This window comes from Pseudomonas sp. LAIL14HWK12:I1 (genome assembly GCF_003202095.1).
GTDB lineage: Bacteria > Pseudomonadota > Gammaproteobacteria > Pseudomonadales > Pseudomonadaceae > Aquipseudomonas > Aquipseudomonas monteilii.
Genome location: NZ_QJKG01000010.1, coordinates 19327 through 36531, shown reverse-complemented (window position 1 = coordinate 36531; position 17205 = coordinate 19327). Strand labels below are relative to the sequence as shown.

Below are 17205 nucleotides of genomic sequence, written 5' to 3'. Positions count from 1 at the left end.
CCGCTCAGGGGCGCAAGGCGCGCCCCAGCATTCAAACCGCCAACCGGGACGTCGACCCGATCACATGCTCCAGCACCCGAAAATCAATCCACTCCCGTACATCGAAGCGGCGCGGTATGAACCCCCACCTGAACAGAAACTCGGTAAAGTCCTGTAGCGCCTCGATCGAGCGGCTGTCCAGCGTCGTGCGCAAACGCCGGTGCGCATCGTCACCATAGGCCGCCGCCACCCAGTACTCGCTGGTGTTGAGTTCACGTGCCAGAAAGCGCCGGGTTTCCTCAGGGTTGGCCCAGGCCCACTGCTCGGTGCGCAGCACCGTATCGACCAAGGTACGGCTGGCATCGAAATGGTTTTCCAGCAAGTGCCGGTCCACGGTGAGCGTGCGCGGGGTGCCGTTGTTGCTGCGGATCAGCGGGTCGGGATGGCTGCCGGTGTCGACCACCACGCGCAGGCCGAACTCGTGGGCCAGGTGCACCGCATGGGCGCCCTTGAGGAAGATGGCATCGATATCGCCACGCAGCAGGCCGATCAGCTCGTTGTTGCGGCGGCTGAATCGGCTGGTGTCCAGGCTAACTTCGGCGCCATACAGATGCTGCTTGGCATCGTCGCTGTAGGTGCCGCCGTAGGGGTAGTCGACCAGCTCGACATCGGCCACCGCCAGGCCTTCCAGCTTCAGGGCATTTTCCAGCCCTCGCAGGGCCTGGGCTCGGGTGAAGTCGATCTGCACATTGGCCCATTTGGGCAGGCCGAAGCGGCGGTTCTTCAGGTCGCGAATGCTGCGTACGCCGCTTTCTTCCGTGGTGAGGATCAGCTGCACTTCATCGCTCCACGACAGCCCCAGCACGCGGGTCTCGACGCCGCTGGCATAGGCCCAGATCGCCGGGATGTTGCCGCCATGGCGTACCGAGTTCTGCAGGTGGTGGTCGTAGTGGGCTTCGCGCACTTCGCGTTCGCTGGATTCACGCAACGACTGGATATTGGTGCCGAACGGTGTAAAGGCCTCGGCCAGGCGCCCCGACTGCACGGCAATGCCGAGGCCGGTGGGCACGGGGCTGTGGGTGTACCAGAGGGTTTCCAGGGGCTTGGTCATGGGGTCGCGGGTTTCCTGTCCATGGGAATGGGGACCAGCAGTTGGTCCAGGGGGTGGCGGGCGATCCAGTCGCGCACCTCGAAGCGGGCAGGGATGAAGCGCCAGCGCCTGAGAAACTCGACGAAGTCTTGCAAGGCGTCGATGGACTGCTCGTCCAGGCGGGTGCTCAGGCGCAGGTGGGCGTCAGCGCCGTAGGCCACTTGCACCCAGTACTCGCTGCTGTTGGTTTCCCGCGCCAGGTAGCGGCGGGTTTCATCCGGGTGCTGGTGGGCCCAATGTTCGGCGCGCAGTACCGAGCCGAGCAGGGTGCGCACCACCTGCGGATGCTGCTCAAGCAGGTGGCTGTCTACCGCCAGCGTGCGCGGCGTGCCATTGTTGCTGCGGATCAGCGGGTCGGGGTGGCTGCCGGTGTCGATCACCGTGCGCAGGGCAAAGGCGTGGGCCAGTTGCACGGCACTGGCGCCCTTGAGGAAGATTGCGTCCACCTCGCCGCGCAGCAGGCCGGCCAGTTCCAGGTTGCGGCCTTCGCTTTGGGTGCTGGACACCGGCGTACCGGCCACATTACGCACCGGGCGGTCGCTGAATGTGCCGTCGTAGCGGTAGTTGACCAGCTCCACGTCGCCCACTTGCAGGCCCTCGAGCTTCAGGGCGTTTTCCAGCCCGCGCAGGGCCTGGGCGCGGGTGAAGTCGATCTGCGCCGAGGCCCAGTCAGGCAGGCCAACGCGGCGGCCTTTTAGGTCTTTTACGGTGTGGATGCCGCTGTCTGGTCGCGTCAGGATCAACTGCGCTTCATCGGCCCACGACAGGCCGATCACACGGGTGTCACGCCCTTGGGCGCGGGCCCAGATGGCGGGGATGCTGCCGCCGTGGCGTACCGAATTGAGCAAGCTGTGGTCGAAGTGCGATTCGCGTACGGCCTGCTGGTCGGCTTCGCGCAAGGACTGCACCTGGGTGCCAAGGCTGGCCAGGTCGTCCTGCAGCCAGCCTTGCTGCACGGCGATGCCCAGGCCGGTGGGCACCGGACAGCGTGTGTACCACAGGGTATCGAGAGGTTGGCTCATAGTGTGCTCCGGTCGGTTCAGGCGCTGGCCTGCAAGGGGACTGGGGTGGATTGTTGCACCAGCGGCAGCACTTCCTGGCCGATGCGCAAGGCTTCTTCCAGATGCGGGTTGGCGGCGAGGATGAAGGTGCTGAAACCGGCGTCGCGGTACTCGGCAAGGCGTTCGGCGATGTGCTGGTGGCTGCCCACCAGGCCTACGGTGGGGCCAGGCTTGGCCTTGGCGAAACCGGCCCACAGGTTGCGTGCCAGGACCAGTTCGTCAAAGCCCTGCAACCCTTGGTGATAGGCTGCCTGGCGTGCACCGCCGACGGAGTCCGAGCCGGTTATGAAGCCTTTGGCCGAGGCGCTGGCCTTGCCTTCCAGGCGCTCGAACTGTTGGCGCAGTTCGCGCCAGGCTTGTTCTTCGGTCTCGCGGGCGAACACGTCGACCCGCAGGCCGAAACGCACGGTGCGGCCCTGCTTGTCGGCCAGCTCGCGCACGCGTTCGATGTGCGGCTTGAGCTTGTCGATCGGCTCGGCCCAGTTCAGGTACACATCGGCATGGCGCGCGGCCACGTCCAACGCAGCATCGGAGAAGCCGGAGAAGTACACGCCCGGTTTGCGTTCGTGTTGCAGGCCCGGCGGCAGGCTGCCGTTTTCCAGACGATAGATATCGCCTTCGTAGGAGAACGTGTCGTTCTGCCACAGGCCCTGGATCACGTCGAGGAATTCGCCGGTGCGCTTGTAACGCAGGTCGTGTTCCAGGAAGTCGCCATTGGCCCGTTGGCTGGCCGGGTTGCCGCCGGTGATGATGTTCCAGTCCAGCCGGCCACCGCTGAGGTTTTGCAGGATCGCTGCCTGCTGCGCGGCATAGGCGGGCAGCGTCCAGGTGGCCTGGAAGGCGATCAGAAAGCGGATGCGGCGGGTTTCGCGGGCCAGCGCTGCGGCTGCGATCCATGGCTCCGGGCCGGTGGGCAGCAGTGCGCCTTCGAAGCCGGCCAGCTCGGCAGCCTTGGCTACCTGGGCGATGTAGTCGATGTAGGTGAAACCGTCGGCCTGGCCACCCGGCAGCCGGCCGGGGGCGATGTTGCCGGGGCGATGCACGGGGTTGCCGCGGTTGTGGCGGTCGGTGGACAGCTGCGGGCCGTCGGTGCCCAGCGGCAGGCGCCAGAAGAATTCGGTGGTCATGGGGGCTCCTGAAGGGGGAGAGTGTGCGAGTGGGGAGGGTGGTGCAATGGCTGTGCCATGGACGGCGCAGGGCCGGTGGGGTGGGGGTTGCGGGGGCGGCTGGGTGAGGGGTGCTGCTGTGGCAGCAATCGGGCAGCAGTGGATGCTGGGAAAGCAGCATGAGGGCCGCTAGGTGTAGGGCTTGGGTGATGTGGTGGCTGGAAGATCGAGCGCCGCCCGCGCGGCGCTCGATCGCCCAAGCGCTGCAGACCCCAAGTCTTACACTTCGGCCACAACCTCCCCGGCACTGCGCAGATACGCGTCGTAAAGCGCCGCATAAGCACCACTTCGCCCGATCAACTCGGCATGCGCTCCCTGCTCCACCACCTTCCCGTGCCGTACCACGGCAATCCGGTCCGCATCGCGAATAGTCGCCAACCGGTGCGCAATGATGATCGCCGTGCGCCCTTGGCATAGCCGGCGCAGCGCACGCTGTATGCGCCGTTCGGTGTGCACGTCCACCGCCGAGGTGGCTTCGTCCAGCACCAGCACCGCCGGGTCGGCGAGGTACGCCCGCACCAGGCACACCAGTTGGCGCTGGCCATGGCTCAGGTGCGCGCCCAGCGGGCCGACTTCGGTGTGGTAGCGCTGGGGCAGCCGTTCCAGTACCTCGTCGGCGCCCAACTCACGGGCTGCAGCTATCAACTGCGCATCGTCGGCAGCCGGTGCCGCCAGGCGCAGGTTGTCGAGGATGCTGCCGCTGAACAGCACATTGTCCTGCAGCACCACACCCACGTTGCGCCGCAAGTCGTGCTGGGCCAGCGCACGCAGGTCGATGCCGTCCAGTTTCACCGCGCCGTGCTGCACTTCGTAGAAGCGTGTCAGCAATTGCACCAGGGTGCTCTTGCCATGCCCCGAGGGGCCGACGATGGCCAGCACTTCACCGGCGCGGATATGCAGGTTCAGCCCGTCGATCACTGGCCGAGGGCTGTTCGGCACATAGGCAAAACCGACCGCGTCAAAGTCCACCTGGCCGCGTGCCCTGGCCAGAGCATGTGGCGCGGGCGGGTCGAGCACCTGTGGCCGGGTGTCGAGCAGCAGGAAGATGCGCTGGGCGGATGCGCTGCCGGTGGCGTAGCGTTCGAACAGGTCCGACAGCTCCTGCAACGGGCCAAGGAACAGGAACACATAGAACAGGCTCTCACCCACCTGGCCGACCGTGACCTTGCCCTCTGCCAGGCCATGGGCACCGACCAGCAACAATACGGCCATGCCGGTGGTGCTCAGCAACGCAGTGAACGGTGCGAACCAGCCAGCGCGCAGGCTGCCGCGTATCAGTGCCTGGTTGAAGTCTTCCAGCAGGCGGCGATAGCGTGCCTGGTTGGTCTGCTCCTGGCCGCACTGCTGAATCAGCCGCACGCCACTGACACTTTCCACCAGGTGCGCGGTGAAGCGGCTGCGTTGCTCGGCCACCTTGGCCCAGTTGCGCTGCGACACCCGCTTGAAGCGCCAGGTGGCCACGGCCAGCAGGGGTACCGTGGCCGCCAGGCTGTAGAAGAAGCCGGGTTCGATTTGCCATAACATCACCGCCGCCAGGCCACAGCGCAGCAAGGCGCCGAGCAGCTCGGGCGGGCCCTGTACCAGCAAGGGCTCCAGCGCGTCCACGTCACGGTCGGCACGGGCAATGATGCGTCCGGCACGGGTCTGGTCGAAGTAACTCACCGACAGCGCCTGCACATGGGCGAACACGTTAACCCGCAGGTCATTGAGCACGCCGATCGCCGCGCGCCCGGCAATGAACTGCGACACACCCGCCAGCAGAAAACGCCCCAGCCAGCTGGCTGCCAGGCCCAGGCCCAGCCACAGCACCAGGCGTTCGTCGAGCAGCCAATGGTCGGCGCTGGGCACCAGGCCCCTGTCCAGCAGTTCGCGCACGAACCATGGGCGCAGGAAAACCGTGAACACCAGCAGCAGCTCGATGCCGATCACTGCCACGATTTGCCGGCGAATGGGCCGCAGTAGCGGCAACAGGCGGCGGAACATGCCCCGGTCCAGCGCCTGGCGAGCCAGGCGTTGCTCGATGTCGATATCGCTGGCAGGGGCGTGCTGCACATCATTCATGGTCGATCCCCAGCAGGTCGCGGTAATGGGCGTTGTGCGCGCTCAGCTCGGCATGGCTGCCGCTGGCGCTGATGCGGCCGTTTTCCAGCATCAGCACGCGGTCGGCCAACAGCAACGTGGAAAGGCGGCTGGTAATCAGCAGCAAGGTCGGGCCCTGGCTGCCTGTACTGTGCAGGCGGCGGATGTTATGCAGCACCTGGCGCTCGCCCAAGGCATCCAGGGCGCTGGTGGCGTCGTCCAGGCAGAGGATGTCGGGCGCGCCAAGCAGTGCCCGGGCCAGGCACAGGCGCTGGCGCTGGCCGCCAGAAAGAGTCACGCCACGATCACCCAGTGGCGTGTCGAGGCCGTGGGGCAGGCGCTCCAGCACGTCCTCGGCGGCGGCCAGGCGCAACGCTTCTCGTAACTGGGCGTCGCTGGCCTGCGGCGCGGCCAGGCGCAAGTTGCTGGCCAGGCTGTCGGAGAACAGAAAGCTCTCCTGCGGTAGCACCTGCACACGGCGGCGCAGGTCGGCCAGGTCCAGGTCACGTACGTCGTGCCAACCGCCGGCCTCGCTACCGACCTGCACTTGGCCGTGCTGCACATCGGTCAGTCGCGGCAGCAGGCTGGCCAGCAGGCTCTTGCCGGTGCCGGTGGCGCCTACCAGCGCCACCACTTCACCGGGCCTCAGGGTGAGTGAGCAGCCTTGCAGAACAGGCCGGCCAGCTTCAATGGCACCCACCTGCACCTGGTTCAGCTTCAACCCCAGCGGCCCGACAGGCAGGGTGGCGTGGCCGCCCACGATGGCCGGGCGTTCGTCCAGCAGTTGCCAGATGCGTTCGGCACTGGCCCGGGCATCGGCGAAGGTCTGCATCACCCGGCCAATGCCCTCGATGCGAAACACCAGTGTGGTCGCCACCAGCAGCGAGGTCACCAGCTCGCCGATGCCCAGCGCGCCGGCTGCCACACGGTGGGCGCCGTACACCAGGATCCACACATGCCCCAGCGCCACTACGGCCTGTGGCAGCGGGATACGCGAACTGGCGTAGGTGAGGGCGGCGCGGGCGTGGCTGCTAAAGACGTCGACCTGGCTGGCGAAACGGGCGATGCGTTGTTGTTCCAGGCCAAACGCCTTGATCACCCGCACCCCGCCGATGCCTTCGGCCAGGTCCTGGCTGACCTGGTCGTAGGCGGCGCCCACGGCGCGGTCAAGCGTGACCAGGCGGTCGGTCTGCACCACGAACAGCCACAACCCGGCACCGGTCAGCAGCAAGGGCACCAGGCCCAGCAGCGGGTCGTACCAGCCAAGCAGGCCCACGGCGGCAATCACCACCAGCGGGGTATCGATGATCTGCCGCCAGAAGGTGATCAGCGCGTCGCGCACCTTGTCGGCATCGCGGGTGGTGCGGGTAACCAGTTCGCCCATGCCGTGTTGCCAGTGATACCCCAGGTGCAGGCGCTGCACCTGGCAGAGGATGCGTTCACGCAGGCGCGTGAGCAGGGCCTGGCTGAGTACCAGCGACAGCACGGCGGCGGCATATTGCAGCAGGCCACGGCCCAGGGCGATGGCCAGCAGCGACCAAAGCCAGTGCCAGCCCACGCTGGCGTCCAGACTGCCGTCGGCCAGGCGCTGCACGGCGCGGCCGGTGCTGACATCATCGACCGCATGGCCGATCAGCCACTGCTGCCAGGCCAGGCCGAGGTTGCCGGCGATGTACAAGGCCGTGACCAGCGCGAAACGCCAAGGCATTTCCCGGTAGATGGCCAATGCCCGAAGAAGCGGGTGGTTCATGTAAGTGCTCGATCAGAATGCGACACCGCCCCTTGTAGGAGCGGCCTTGTGCCGCGAAAGGGGCGCAACGCGCCCCCGGCCCTCAAACGATTTCAACGGCGAGTAGCGCCTTGGGTTTCCTTGGCATTGAGCACTGCTGTGTACTCACCCGGGTCGACCCCGTTCAGGTAGTAGTTGCCCACGTTGTGCAGCCGCCAGCGGATCGGGTCGTGGGTGGTGTGTACCCGGGCATTGCGCCAGAAACGGTCGAGGTTCCATTTGCTCAGCGAAGCGCTGGCCCCCAGCAGCGAGAACAGGTCACTGGAAATTTTTAGCGATGCGGCATCGGAATGCGCCCGGGCAGTTGCTACCGACAAGATCAGCTCATCCTGCAGCGCCTTGTTCTCGGGGTCGCGCTCGTGTTCGTCGAACACGAGCGCGGCCTCGCGCAACACCGACTCGGCGCCGCGTAGCGCCACGGCATACTCGCCAATCTGGCGAATCACATGCGGCTCGTCACTGGCGCGTTCGATGCCGCTCTCTACCCAGGCCCGGGCATGCTCGCGCAGGTACTCGACAGCCGCCTGCAAGGCGCCCGCAGCGATGCCGGTGTCGATGGCGGCGTGGAGGATTTGCGGGAAGGTCAGGCCGGTGCGTTTCATCGGCCCGCTGCGGCGGGTGAGGTAGCGCTCGTCGAGCACGATGTCGTCGAAGTTCACTGTGCCGCTCACCGAGTTCTGCTGGCCGAAGGCCTGCCAGTCATCGACCAGGGTCAGCCCCGGGGTGTCGCGGTGCAACAGCACGCCCACGCCACCGTCTTCGCTGGCGGCGGTCAGCGAGATCCATTCGGCCAGGTAGGAACCGGTGGAGTAGAACTTGCTGCCGTTGAGCAGCCACTGGCCATCGGCGCGGCGCTCGACGCGGGTTTTGAGGGCGAACTTGTTCTTGCCACCGACTTCGGCCAAGGCGTTGCCGAAGCGCTTGCCGGCCAGCACATCGGCAATCAGCCGGTCGCGCACGTCATCCGGGTAGCCGGTAAAGATACCGCGCAGCATCACGTTGTGGATCTGCAGCAGCTGGCCGACGCCGCCGTCGGCGGTGGAGACCAGGCGTACGGTTTCGACCACAGTCTGTACCGAAGCACCCAGGCCGCCGAACTGAGCGGGTACGGCGATGGCGGTCAGGCCGCTGCTGGACAACAGCTCGGCCTGACGGCGGGGGAGCTGGCCGTTGTTGCGCGGGTCGGCGGCCAGTTCGGCGATTTGCGCGGCGACCTGGCGGGCTACTTCGATGGCCTCGGTCTCGCTGGTCAGGCGGCGGGCGGGGGAGGGTTCTATGGCGCTCATTGAGGGGTCTCGGGTTTGTCTGAGGGGGCCAGTGCGCCTCCTTCGCGGGCTTGCCCGCTTCCACAGGACCTGCACTGCCCTTGAGGGTTGTGCTGGCCCTTGTGGGAGCGGGCATGCCCGCGAATGGCCACACCGCGGTCCCAACCCCTCGAGCAATATCTTTGCCAGCCCTCCGCAGGCCCCATCCTGCAAGGCTTCCACTACTTTTTGCTGCTCCAGCAACACCTCCCTTGCTGATCTGGCAGCACCCCGCCCGCAATCCTGCTCCCAGCCCAGCAAACAGCGCCCGCAACCAAAGGCAAACCCCGCGTAAATCAAGGCCTCCAGCGGTTGGCACGCACACTGCAATGCTGCCTTCACGACGCCCAAGGAGCCACCCCATGACCCTCGCAACCCCCATCGCAAAACGCCTGGCAGACGACCCGTCCGCCCTGGAGCGTATCTGGTTCACCCGCTGCCCCGTGCCCACTGCCTCAGGCATCGCCTACAAGCTCGGCTGGCTGGAGCAGGAGTTTGCTGCCGACGGCCTGCCAGTCTCGACCCTGCAGGAGGCCCGCCAGCTTGGCCACCACCATTACGATCATCAGCTGCCCGGGCTGTTTCGTGAAGGCGGCAACGTGCCGGCGTTGGCTGCCCGTGCGGCCGGCTCGCCCAGCCGGTTGATCGGCCTGACCTGGATCGAGGAATGGCAGACCATTCTGGTCCGCCCGGATTCCGGCATTCGCAGCGCCGCCGACCTGCGTGGCAAGCGCCTGGCGCTGCCGGCCTGGGCCGATACCCGGCCTGGCAGCATTGCCCGGGCCATGAGCCTGCATGGCTACAAAGGCGCCCTGGCTTCGGCAGGCTTGCACCTGGATGACGTGCAACTGGTAGAGGTAGCGCTGCTCGACCAGGCCGGTGCTGCCACCCCGCAACTGGGCCTGCAACGGCTGTGGTCGGGGCTTGAATACCTGGCGCGCGGTGAAGTCGATGCGGTGTACGTGAAGGGCGCGGCCGCTGCCGATGCTGCGCGCCGGCTGGGGCTGGTGGTCGGCGTCGACCTCGACCTGCTGCCCGACCCGCGCCACCGCATCAACAACGGCACGCCGCGGCCAATCACCGTGCACCAGCGCCTGCTCGACAATCATTTCGACCTGGTGGTGCGTTTCCTTGCACAAACGCTGCGTGCCGCCGAGTGGGCCGCCGGCAACCGCGCCGCGCTCAACAGCATCCTCGAAGAAGAAACCCGCGCCGGCAGCCAGGGCGTAGCCGAGGCCTATCGCGGCGACTTCCACACCACCCTGGCCCCGGACCTGTCCGCGCAACGCCTGGCCTTCCTCGCCACACAAAAAGATTTTCTGTACTTGCACGGCTTCCTCGAAGCCGATTTCGACATCGCCGACTGGGTCGACCCGCGGCCTCTGCAAGCTGCCCATGAACTGCGGGCCCAGCGCCGCGCCTGACCTGACTGGAGATTGAACATGACCGTACTGATCAACGAACGCCCCGTCACTGCCGAACTGCAAACCTTCATCGACGAGGTGGTGGCCGAAGCCGAAGCGGCCTTCAGCGTATTTCGCGAAACCAACACCATCACCGCCAATGGCACCGTCGGCTTCATCGAGCGCGTGCCTGGTGAAGAGCTGCTGGTATCGGTGAACTACGGCGGGCCATGGAACCACCGCAAGCCGTTGCAGGCCACCGTCACTGATTTTTCCGGCAACGTCATCGTCGGCAAGGGCAAAGGCGGCCTGGGCCGCTACACCAAGCTGTTCCAGACCCATGCCGATGTCACCACCGTGTCACACGTGCACAGCCCGTACCTGGGTGCCTGGGCACAAACCCATCGCACCTTGCCGTTCCACTACGTGCCGGTGCAGCGCTACCAGCTGGCCCGCGAGCTGCCTGTGTACATCGACCGGCGTCAGGCCGAGGTGGATTTCATCCTCGACAAAATTGCCGAGAACCCATTCAACCTGGCGATCCTGGAAGCTAACGGCGGCTCCACGGTGTGGGGCAAGCAGGGGTTGCGCGCCACGGCGGAGTTCATCCTGTTGCTGGAGGAGGGGGCGCAGATTCAATTGCTGGCTGATGCCCTGGGTGGGTCGCGCCCTTACGGGCCGGGAGTGCTGACCCAGCAATGGAAGATGAGCGGGTTGTATGAGCGCGCTACTGAGTTGGGCCTGGTGCCAGGCATCGACCGACGCGGCTGATCTTTGGGGCGCTGTGCGCCCCTGAACGCCACCCAAAGACAAGGACCCCACCCCATGGCAGTAAAAATCCTCTGGTATCTCACCACCCCCGACGGCCCCTATCCCTGGGAACCCGAAGGCCGCTGGCACACCGATTTCGAACACCTCAAGCAACTGGCCATCGCCGCCGACCGCCTGGGCTTCTACGGCTCGCTGCTCGGCTCCAGCCCTAACGAAAGCCTGGCCGTGTCGGCAGCGTTGATCGACGCCACCAAGCGCCTGCGCTTCCTGGTTGCCCAGCACCCCGGCGAGCTGTCGCCGGCAGTGCTGGCCAAGTGGGCGCTCACCTTCGACCAGTTCTCCAACGGCCGCCTGCTGTTCAACGTGGTCAACGGCAACGACGCAGGGTTAGCCATCCTGGGCGTGCATTACCCGCACGATGAACGCTACGACTTCAGCCTGGAGTACTGGCGCGCTTTCCAAAGCTTCTACGCAGGCGAAACTGCCGGCTACGATGGCCGCTACGTCAAGCTTTCACCCCGTTCGCCAGCGGCTGCCCATCACCCGCTGGGCGGTTGGCACCCACCGAAGCAAAAGCCCGGCGTACCGTTGTGGGGCGCAGGCACCTCGGCACCGGGCGTAGCCCATTCGGTGCAGTTGCTGGATGTGTACCTGAGCTTCGCCGACACCCCGCAAAAGCTGGGCGACAAGTTCCGCCGGGTAGGCGCCGAGGCGGCGAAGATCGGCCGCGAGCTGACCTACGGCACCCGCCTGCAGGTGATCGTGCGTGAGACCGAGGAGGAAGCCTGGGCCCACGCCGAGCGCCTGTTGCAGCGCACCTCGCTGGCCACCGCGCGCGCGGCCATCGAGCGCCAGTTGCCTCCCGGTCAGACCTTCGACAGCTATGTCAGCGACGACCCGCGCATTCAGCGCAACCTCGACAGCATCCGCGCCGGGCGCCTGCCAACGGCCCGCGAGCTGGAGATCTACCCCAACGTCTGGCTGGGCCCCAGCCTGTTCGGCTTCAACATCCTCGGCCCGGCTGCCGGCACTTACCTGGTCGGCAGCGCCGAGCAGGTGGCCGAGCGTATTCGTGAATACGAAGCCCAGGGCACCTCGGCGTTCATCCTGTCGGGCTTCCCGCTGATCGACGAGGCGCACAGGGTGGCCGACCTACTGTTCCCGTTGCTGGACCTGGACCACGGCTTCGACGTACCGCGCCTGGGTGCGGCGAGCAAACCGGCTGCCGTGCAGCCGGCATAAGGAGAAGGTAATGAGCGAGCTGTTTTCGCGCCGGGTGTTTCTCGGCAATAGCCTGGCTGTCGGTGGCGGCCTGCTGCTCGGCGGCGGGCTGCTCAGCGGCTGTGACAATGGCACACCGGCAGTGGCCAGTGCGGCGCTGCCAGGTACGCCAGTGCGCGGTGGGCGCTTGCGGGTGGGCATTATCGACGGCGACCAGGCCGGCAACCTCGATGCGCACAAGCCGGTAGGCGGCGGCATCATTCGCGGTTGGGCACTTTACGCCAAGTTCTGGGAGTGGAATGCCGATGTCAGCACGCGCCTGGCACTGGCCGAGTTTGCCGAGCCGAATGCCGATGCCAGCGCCTGGACCATCCGCCTCAAGCCGGGGCTGGAGTTCCATCACGGCAAAAGCATCACCGCCGACGACATGCTGTTCTCGATCCTGCGGCTGACTGACCCGCAACTGGCTTCGCCATTCGCAGGGCTGGTCGGCGCTATCGATCGCCAGGCGCTGCGCAAGCTGGATGAGCGCACCGTGGAGATCCGCTTCAAGCAGGGCCAAAGCTTCTACCCACTCGATGAAACGCTGATCAGCTTCGGCGGCATCGTGCCCACCGACTACCACCCGGTGACCAACCCGGTGGGGGCGGGGCCGTATCGGCTGAAAAGTTTCATCCCCGGCCAGCGCTCGCTCTACACCCGTTTTGAGCATTACTACAAGCCCAACCGCCCCTATGCGGACGAGCTGGAAATCATCGAATTCAAGGACCAGGTATCGCGGGCCGCCGCCCTGCGCGCCGGGCAGATCGACGTGGCCAGTGGCGTGCAGGCCGAGCACAGCGCGTTGCTCAAGGCCGACCCGCGGCTGCGCTTGTATGCCTCGCCGACCACCTCGTTCACCGGCTTCAACCTGAACCTGGCCAAGGCACCGTTCCAGGATGTGCGTGTGCGCCAGGCGTTCCGCCTGCTGGCCGACCGCCAGGAACTGGTGGCGCGTGGGCTCAATGGCTTTGGCCGGGTGGCCAACGACCTGTATTCGCCCCACGACCCCACTTACAACCACGCCATTGCCCAGCGTCCGTACGACCTGGAGCAGGCCCGTTCGCTGCTGCGCCAGGCGGGGCAGGACGACTTACGCGTCGAACTGACCACCACGCCTGGGGCCGGCGTCAACGCCGCGCTGGTGTTTGCCCAGCAGGCGCTGAAGGCCGGGGTGCAAGTGAGGGTCAATCAGGTGGACGGGTCCGTCTTCAATGGCCCGCAACGTGAGCAATGGCAACTGTCACCGGGCTCGACCCCAGCGCGCGGCTTTCTCGCCTCGGCACTGCACAACGATGCGCCGCAGGCCATCTACAACCGCAGCAACTTCCACGATCCGCGCTTCACCGAACTGTACCAGCAGGCGCTGGCCCAGCCCGACCTGGCGCAGCGCAAGGCCCTGGTGCATGAGGCCCAGGCCATCCAGCACGAACGTGGCGGGCTGCTGATCTGGGGTTTCTCCGACGTGCTCGACGCCGCGTCGGCCAAGGTTGGCGGACTTACGCCGGAACAGACCACTTTCGCCTCCTGGCGCTTCGACGAACTTTGGTTGAACCCCAATGCCTGATACCCGACACACGCCCCGCACGCCGGCCTGGCTGGCCTGGTTCATCGGCCGCCTCGGTTACGGGCTGCTGACCGCCTGGGTGATCAGCCTGGTGGTGTTCATCGCCACCCAGGCGCTGCCCTCGGACCCTGCACGGGTGATTCTTGGCCCTGATGCGCCGCTGGAAAGCATCCTCACCCTGCAACGGCAACTGGGCCTCGACCAGCCGATACTGGTGCAGTACCTACGCTGGCTGGGCGCTGCGCTACGCGGGGACCTGGGGATATCGCTGGATTCCCAGGTCCCGGTGGCGCAGCTGTTGTTCGGCCGCCTGGGCCACACCCTGGCCTTGCTGGCCGGGGTGCTCGCCCTGGTGGTGCCGTTGGCCCTGTTGCTGGGCGTGAGCCTGGCCCTGCGCCGCGACAGCCGGCTGGACCGCTGGAGCCTGTCGGCGTTGATCCTGCTCAAGGCCACACCGGGCTTTCTGTTGGCCATCGGCCTGGTGCTGCTGTTCTCCATGCCCGGCATGGGCTGGTTGCCGGCGGTATCGATCCTCGACCCGCAGCTGCCGCTGTGGCGGCAGTGGCCGTCGCTGGTGCTGCCGGTGCTGGCCCTGAGCCTGACGGCACTGCCGTACCTCACGCGCATGGTGCGCGCCTCGATGATCGAGGCGCTGGAGTCCGAATATGTGATTGCCGCGCGCCTGCGCGGTATCGCCGAGCGGCGCATCGTCTGGCGGCATACCTTACCCAATGCCCTGACCCCGGCCATTCAAGGGGTGGCGCTGACCCTGCGCACGCTGGTCGGTGGTGCGCTGCTGGCCGAGGTCATTTTCAGTTTCCCGGGTATTGGCACCGCGCTGAACGCGGCGATCCAGATGCGCGACCTGCCGATGATCCAGGGCGTGGTGCTGGTCATCACCCTGGCGGTGGTGCTGATCAACCTGCTGGCCGACCTGCTGACGGTATTGCTTACCCCCAAGCTGCGCACTGCACGCCGGGTGCGGATGATCCGCCGTGTTCGGCGTGGTATCCGCCCGTGGTGGCGCCGCGCGCGCAGCACCCCTGCCCAGGAGGCGACCCATGATTGAATCGCGTTGGCTGGCCGACCCGCAGGTACGGCGCGGCGCAGTGATCACGTTGCTGGTAGCCCTGCTGGCAGCACTCGGCCCTTGGCTGGCGCCGCATGCGCCCACGGCAATGGTTGGGCCGGTGTATGGCCCGCCAGCTGCCGGGGCACCGCTGGGGCATGATTTTCTGGGCCATGACCTGTTGTCGAGGTTGCTCACTGGCGGCCTGTCGGTGTTGTGGATGTCGGTGGCGGCGGCCACCCTCGCGTTACTGGTCGGCGGTAGCCTGGGCCTGTTGGCCGGGTTCTCGCGCAGGCGCCTGGACCAGGCCATCAGCTGGGCGGCCGACGTGTCGCTGGCGTTCCCGGACCTGATCCTGGTGCTGCTGATCGTGTCCATGCTCGGCCGGGCGCCGTGGCTGATCGTGCTGACGGTGGCCATCGCCTTCACGCCCGGCGTCATCCGCCTGGCCCGTGGCAGCGCGGTGGCGGTGGCAGGGCAGGAGTTCGTCGAGGCAGCGCAGATGATGGGTTATCCGCGTTGGCGCATCCTCTTTCAGGAAATCCTGCCAAACATCCTCACGCCGCTGTTGGTGCACTTCGGCAACATGCTCACCTGGGCGGTGGGCATGCTGTCGGGCCTGAGTTTCCTGGGCTACGGGGTGGCACCGCCCGCTGCGGACTGGGGCCTGATGATCAACGAAAACCAGGCAGGCCTGCTGGTACAGCCTTGGGCGGTACTGGCACCTGCCTTGCTCATCGGGGTGTTTGCCTACGGCACCAACATCCTGGCCGAAGGCATTGGACGGGCCAGTGCACGGATAGGAGAGAAGCAGCCATGAACGCGCCGTTGAATGTTGCGAGTGAAGTGTTGCGGGTCAGTGACCTGCGGGTAGAACTGGCCGGGCAGTTCGATGTGCTGGCCAAGGTTTCTTTCAGCCTGGCGGCTGGGGAGATCGTTGGCCTGGTGGGCGAGTCCGGTTCGGGCAAGACCACGTTGGCCACGGCCTTGCTGCGCCATGCCCGGCAGGGCGCACGCATTGTGGCTGGGCAAGTGCAGGTGGCCGGGCAGTCGCTGCTCGAACTGGAAGGCGAAGCGTTGCGCCTGGCCCGTGGCGGGCTGGTCGGTTACGTGGCCCAGGACCCGGCCACGGCGCTTAACCCCGCGCTGCGCATCGGTGCCTTGCTGGGTGAAACCCTGCTGGCGCATCAGCCTGCACTGTCGCGTGATGCCGTGCGCTTGCGTGTCGGCGAAACGTTGCGGGATGTGGGTTTGCCCGATGAGGACGCCTTCCTGCGGCGTTTTCCGCATCAACTGTCCGGCGGGCAGCAACAGCGGGTCATGCTGGCCCTCGCGTTCGTCTTGAAACCGAAGCTGATCGTGCTTGATGAACCCACCACCGCGCTGGACGTGACCACCCAGGCCCATGTGCTGCAAACCCTCAAGCGTCTGTGCCGTGGCCAGGGCGTGGCGGCGCTGTACGTGACCCATGACCTGGCAGTGGTGCGTGACCTGGTCGACCGGGTGATGGTGATGTACGCCGGGCGGCTGGTGGAAGTGGCCGGGCGCGAGGTGCTGTTCCGCATGCCTGCGCACCCCTATACCCGCGCCTTGCTCGCAGCCATTCCCGACATAGCCCGGCGCCAGCCGTTGCAGGCGATCGCCGGGCATGCACCGGCACCAGGGCAGCGCCCGGATGGTTGTGCATTCGCGCCGCGCTGCGGCCGGCGCCGTGCGGAGTGTTCAGTGATCGCGCCGTCGCTACTGGCGCATGCAGACAGCCATCAGGTGGCGTGCCTGGTGCCAGAGCACGAACATGCGGCCTTGGGTGAGGTGCGGGTCGAAGCGCTGGCCGCACCCGGCGAAGTGCTGCTGGAGGTGCAGGGCCTGGATGTCGCCTATGACCGCCAGGTGTTGTTCGATGTGTCGCTGCAGGTGCGCCAGGGCGAATGCCTGGCATTGGTCGGTGAGTCCGGCTCGGGCAAGACCAGCCTGGCCCGGGCCATAGCCGGGCTGGGCGAGAACGTGCAGGGGCAAATGCGCTATGCCGGGCAACCCTTGGCTTTTGCTGCCCGGCAGCGTGATGCACGGTTGCGGCACCAGGTTCAGTATGTGTTCCAGAACCCTTACCGGGCACTGAACCCACGGCAAACGGTGGGGCAAACCTTGAGTGCGCCCTTGGCGCACTTTTTTGGCGTGCGCGGTGCCGAGGCCCGGCAGCGGGTCGAGGCGGTGTTGGCGCGGGTGTCATTGCCGGCACGGGTAGCCGACCTTTACCCGCAGGGGCTTTCCGGCGGCGAGCGTCAGCGCGTGGCGATTGCCCGGGCGTTGATCTGTGAACCGCAGTTGCTGGTGTGTGACGAGATCACCTCGGCGCTGGATGTGTCGGTGCAGGCCTCGATCCTGGCCCTGTTGCGGCATTTGCAGGGCGAAGGGTTGACGTTGCTGTTCGTGACCCACGACCTGGGCGTGGTGCGGGCGATTGCCGACCGCGTGCTGGTGTTGCGCCAGGGGCGGGTGGTGGAGCAGGGCAGTGCCGGGCAGGTGCTGGAGCGGCCGGCGGACGCCTATACCCGCAACCTGGTGGCGCACTCGCCGAGCCTTGCCCGGTTTTGATGTTGGTTTGTC

Annotated in this window: 13 protein-coding genes; 7 read left to right on the top strand and 6 right to left on the bottom strand. The window is 66.5% G+C overall.

Features of this window, described 5'->3' with window-relative positions; all coding sequences use genetic code 11:
- Nucleotides 1-31: 31 nt before the first annotated feature.
- The 6 genes from D906_RS21920 to D906_RS21890 form a co-directional block, all read right to left on the bottom strand.
- On the bottom strand, nt 32-1090 hold the full coding sequence (locus tag D906_RS21920) for an ABC transporter substrate-binding protein (RefSeq protein WP_025754360.1): 1059 nt from the start codon (nt 1088-1090) through the stop codon (nt 32-34).
- Nucleotides 1087-2151 (bottom strand): ABC transporter substrate-binding protein, encoded by a 1065-nt coding sequence (locus D906_RS21915; RefSeq protein ID WP_027615713.1) that lies wholly within the window; start codon nt 2149-2151, stop codon nt 1087-1089. Before D906_RS21915 ends, D906_RS21920 begins: the two co-directional genes overlap by 4 nt.
- Nucleotides 2152-2168: 17 nt before the next feature.
- Nucleotides 2169-3317 carry an LLM class flavin-dependent oxidoreductase gene (locus tag D906_RS21910; RefSeq protein WP_027609698.1) on the bottom strand — a complete coding sequence of 383 codons (1149 nt, stop codon included), beginning with the start codon at nt 3315-3317 and terminating at the stop codon, nt 2169-2171.
- 258 nt (nt 3318-3575) lie between these two features.
- Nucleotides 3576-5417, bottom strand: coding sequence for an ABC transporter ATP-binding protein (locus D906_RS21900; protein WP_027609697.1), 1842 nt, complete (start codon nt 5415-5417; stop codon nt 3576-3578).
- On the bottom strand, nt 5410-7185 hold the full coding sequence (locus tag D906_RS21895) for an ABC transporter ATP-binding protein (RefSeq protein ID WP_027615712.1): 1776 nt from the start codon (nt 7183-7185) through the stop codon (nt 5410-5412). Before D906_RS21895 ends, D906_RS21900 begins: the two co-directional genes overlap by 8 nt.
- A gap of 92 nt (nt 7186-7277) precedes the next feature.
- The gene (locus D906_RS21890; protein ID WP_027615711.1) at nt 7278-8510 is read right to left on the bottom strand and encodes an acyl-CoA dehydrogenase family protein; all 1233 of its coding nucleotides are present in this window, start codon (nt 8508-8510) and stop codon (nt 7278-7280) included.
- Nucleotides 8511-8890: 380 nt separating this feature from the next.
- Here D906_RS21890 and D906_RS21885 point away from each other — a divergent pair, with 380 nt between their 5' ends.
- The 7 genes from D906_RS21885 to D906_RS21855 are packed head-to-tail and all read left to right on the top strand — an operon-like array spanning nt 8891 to nt 17193.
- Entirely contained in the window at nt 8891-9952 is a 1062-nt protein-coding gene (locus tag D906_RS21885; RefSeq protein ID WP_019097617.1) for an ABC transporter substrate-binding protein, read from the top strand.
- Between the two features lie 18 nt (nt 9953-9970).
- Complete coding sequence (locus tag D906_RS21880; RefSeq protein WP_019097618.1) at nt 9971-10702, top strand: class II aldolase/adducin family protein; 732 nt, start codon at nt 9971-9973, stop codon at nt 10700-10702.
- Between the two features lie 54 nt (nt 10703-10756).
- Nucleotides 10757-11944 (top strand): LLM class flavin-dependent oxidoreductase, encoded by a 1188-nt coding sequence (locus tag D906_RS21875; protein WP_027615710.1) that lies wholly within the window; start codon nt 10757-10759, stop codon nt 11942-11944.
- 10 nt (nt 11945-11954) lie between these two features.
- Nucleotides 11955-13529, top strand: coding sequence for an ABC transporter substrate-binding protein (locus tag D906_RS21870; protein WP_027615709.1), 1575 nt, complete (start codon nt 11955-11957; stop codon nt 13527-13529).
- The gene (locus D906_RS21865; protein ID WP_027609695.1) at nt 13522-14598 is read left to right on the top strand and encodes an ABC transporter permease; all 1077 of its coding nucleotides are present in this window, start codon (nt 13522-13524) and stop codon (nt 14596-14598) included. Before D906_RS21870 ends, D906_RS21865 begins: the two co-directional genes overlap by 8 nt.
- Complete coding sequence (locus D906_RS21860) at nt 14591-15418, top strand: ABC transporter permease (protein ID WP_025754354.1); 828 nt, start codon at nt 14591-14593, stop codon at nt 15416-15418. Before D906_RS21865 ends, D906_RS21860 begins: the two co-directional genes overlap by 8 nt.
- A complete protein-coding gene (locus D906_RS21855) occupies nt 15415-17193 on the top strand; it encodes an ABC transporter ATP-binding protein (RefSeq protein ID WP_027615708.1) in 1779 nt (592 codons plus the stop codon). The genes D906_RS21860 and D906_RS21855 overlap by 4 nt, the downstream gene beginning before the upstream one ends.
- Nucleotides 17194-17205 lie beyond the last annotated feature (12 nt).

Coding starts and splice junctions, on each gene's coding strand:
- D906_RS21885 (WP_019097617.1), top strand. CDS start 8,891: ATGACCCTCGCAACCCCCATCGCAAAACGCCTGGCAGACGACCCGTCC.
- D906_RS21910 (WP_027609698.1), bottom strand. CDS start 3,317: ATGACCACCGAATTCTTCTGGCGCCTGCCGCTGGGCACCGACGGCCCG.
- D906_RS21920 (WP_025754360.1), bottom strand. CDS start 1,090: ATGACCAAGCCCCTGGAAACCCTCTGGTACACCCACAGCCCCGTGCCC.
- D906_RS21855 (WP_027615708.1), top strand. CDS start 15,415: ATGAACGCGCCGTTGAATGTTGCGAGTGAAGTGTTGCGGGTCAGTGAC.
- D906_RS21900 (WP_027609697.1), bottom strand. CDS start 5,417: ATGAATGATGTGCAGCACGCCCCTGCCAGCGATATCGACATCGAGCAA.
- D906_RS21865 (WP_027609695.1), top strand. CDS start 13,522: ATGCCTGATACCCGACACACGCCCCGCACGCCGGCCTGGCTGGCCTGG.
- D906_RS21880 (WP_019097618.1), top strand. CDS start 9,971: ATGACCGTACTGATCAACGAACGCCCCGTCACTGCCGAACTGCAAACC.
- D906_RS21870 (WP_027615709.1), top strand. CDS start 11,955: ATGAGCGAGCTGTTTTCGCGCCGGGTGTTTCTCGGCAATAGCCTGGCT.
- D906_RS21860 (WP_025754354.1), top strand. CDS start 14,591: ATGATTGAATCGCGTTGGCTGGCCGACCCGCAGGTACGGCGCGGCGCA.
- D906_RS21890 (WP_027615711.1), bottom strand. CDS start 8,510: ATGAGCGCCATAGAACCCTCCCCCGCCCGCCGCCTGACCAGCGAGACC.
- D906_RS21875 (WP_027615710.1), top strand. CDS start 10,757: ATGGCAGTAAAAATCCTCTGGTATCTCACCACCCCCGACGGCCCCTAT.
- D906_RS21915 (WP_027615713.1), bottom strand. CDS start 2,151: ATGAGCCAACCTCTCGATACCCTGTGGTACACACGCTGTCCGGTGCCC.
- D906_RS21895 (WP_027615712.1), bottom strand. CDS start 7,185: ATGAACCACCCGCTTCTTCGGGCATTGGCCATCTACCGGGAAATGCCT.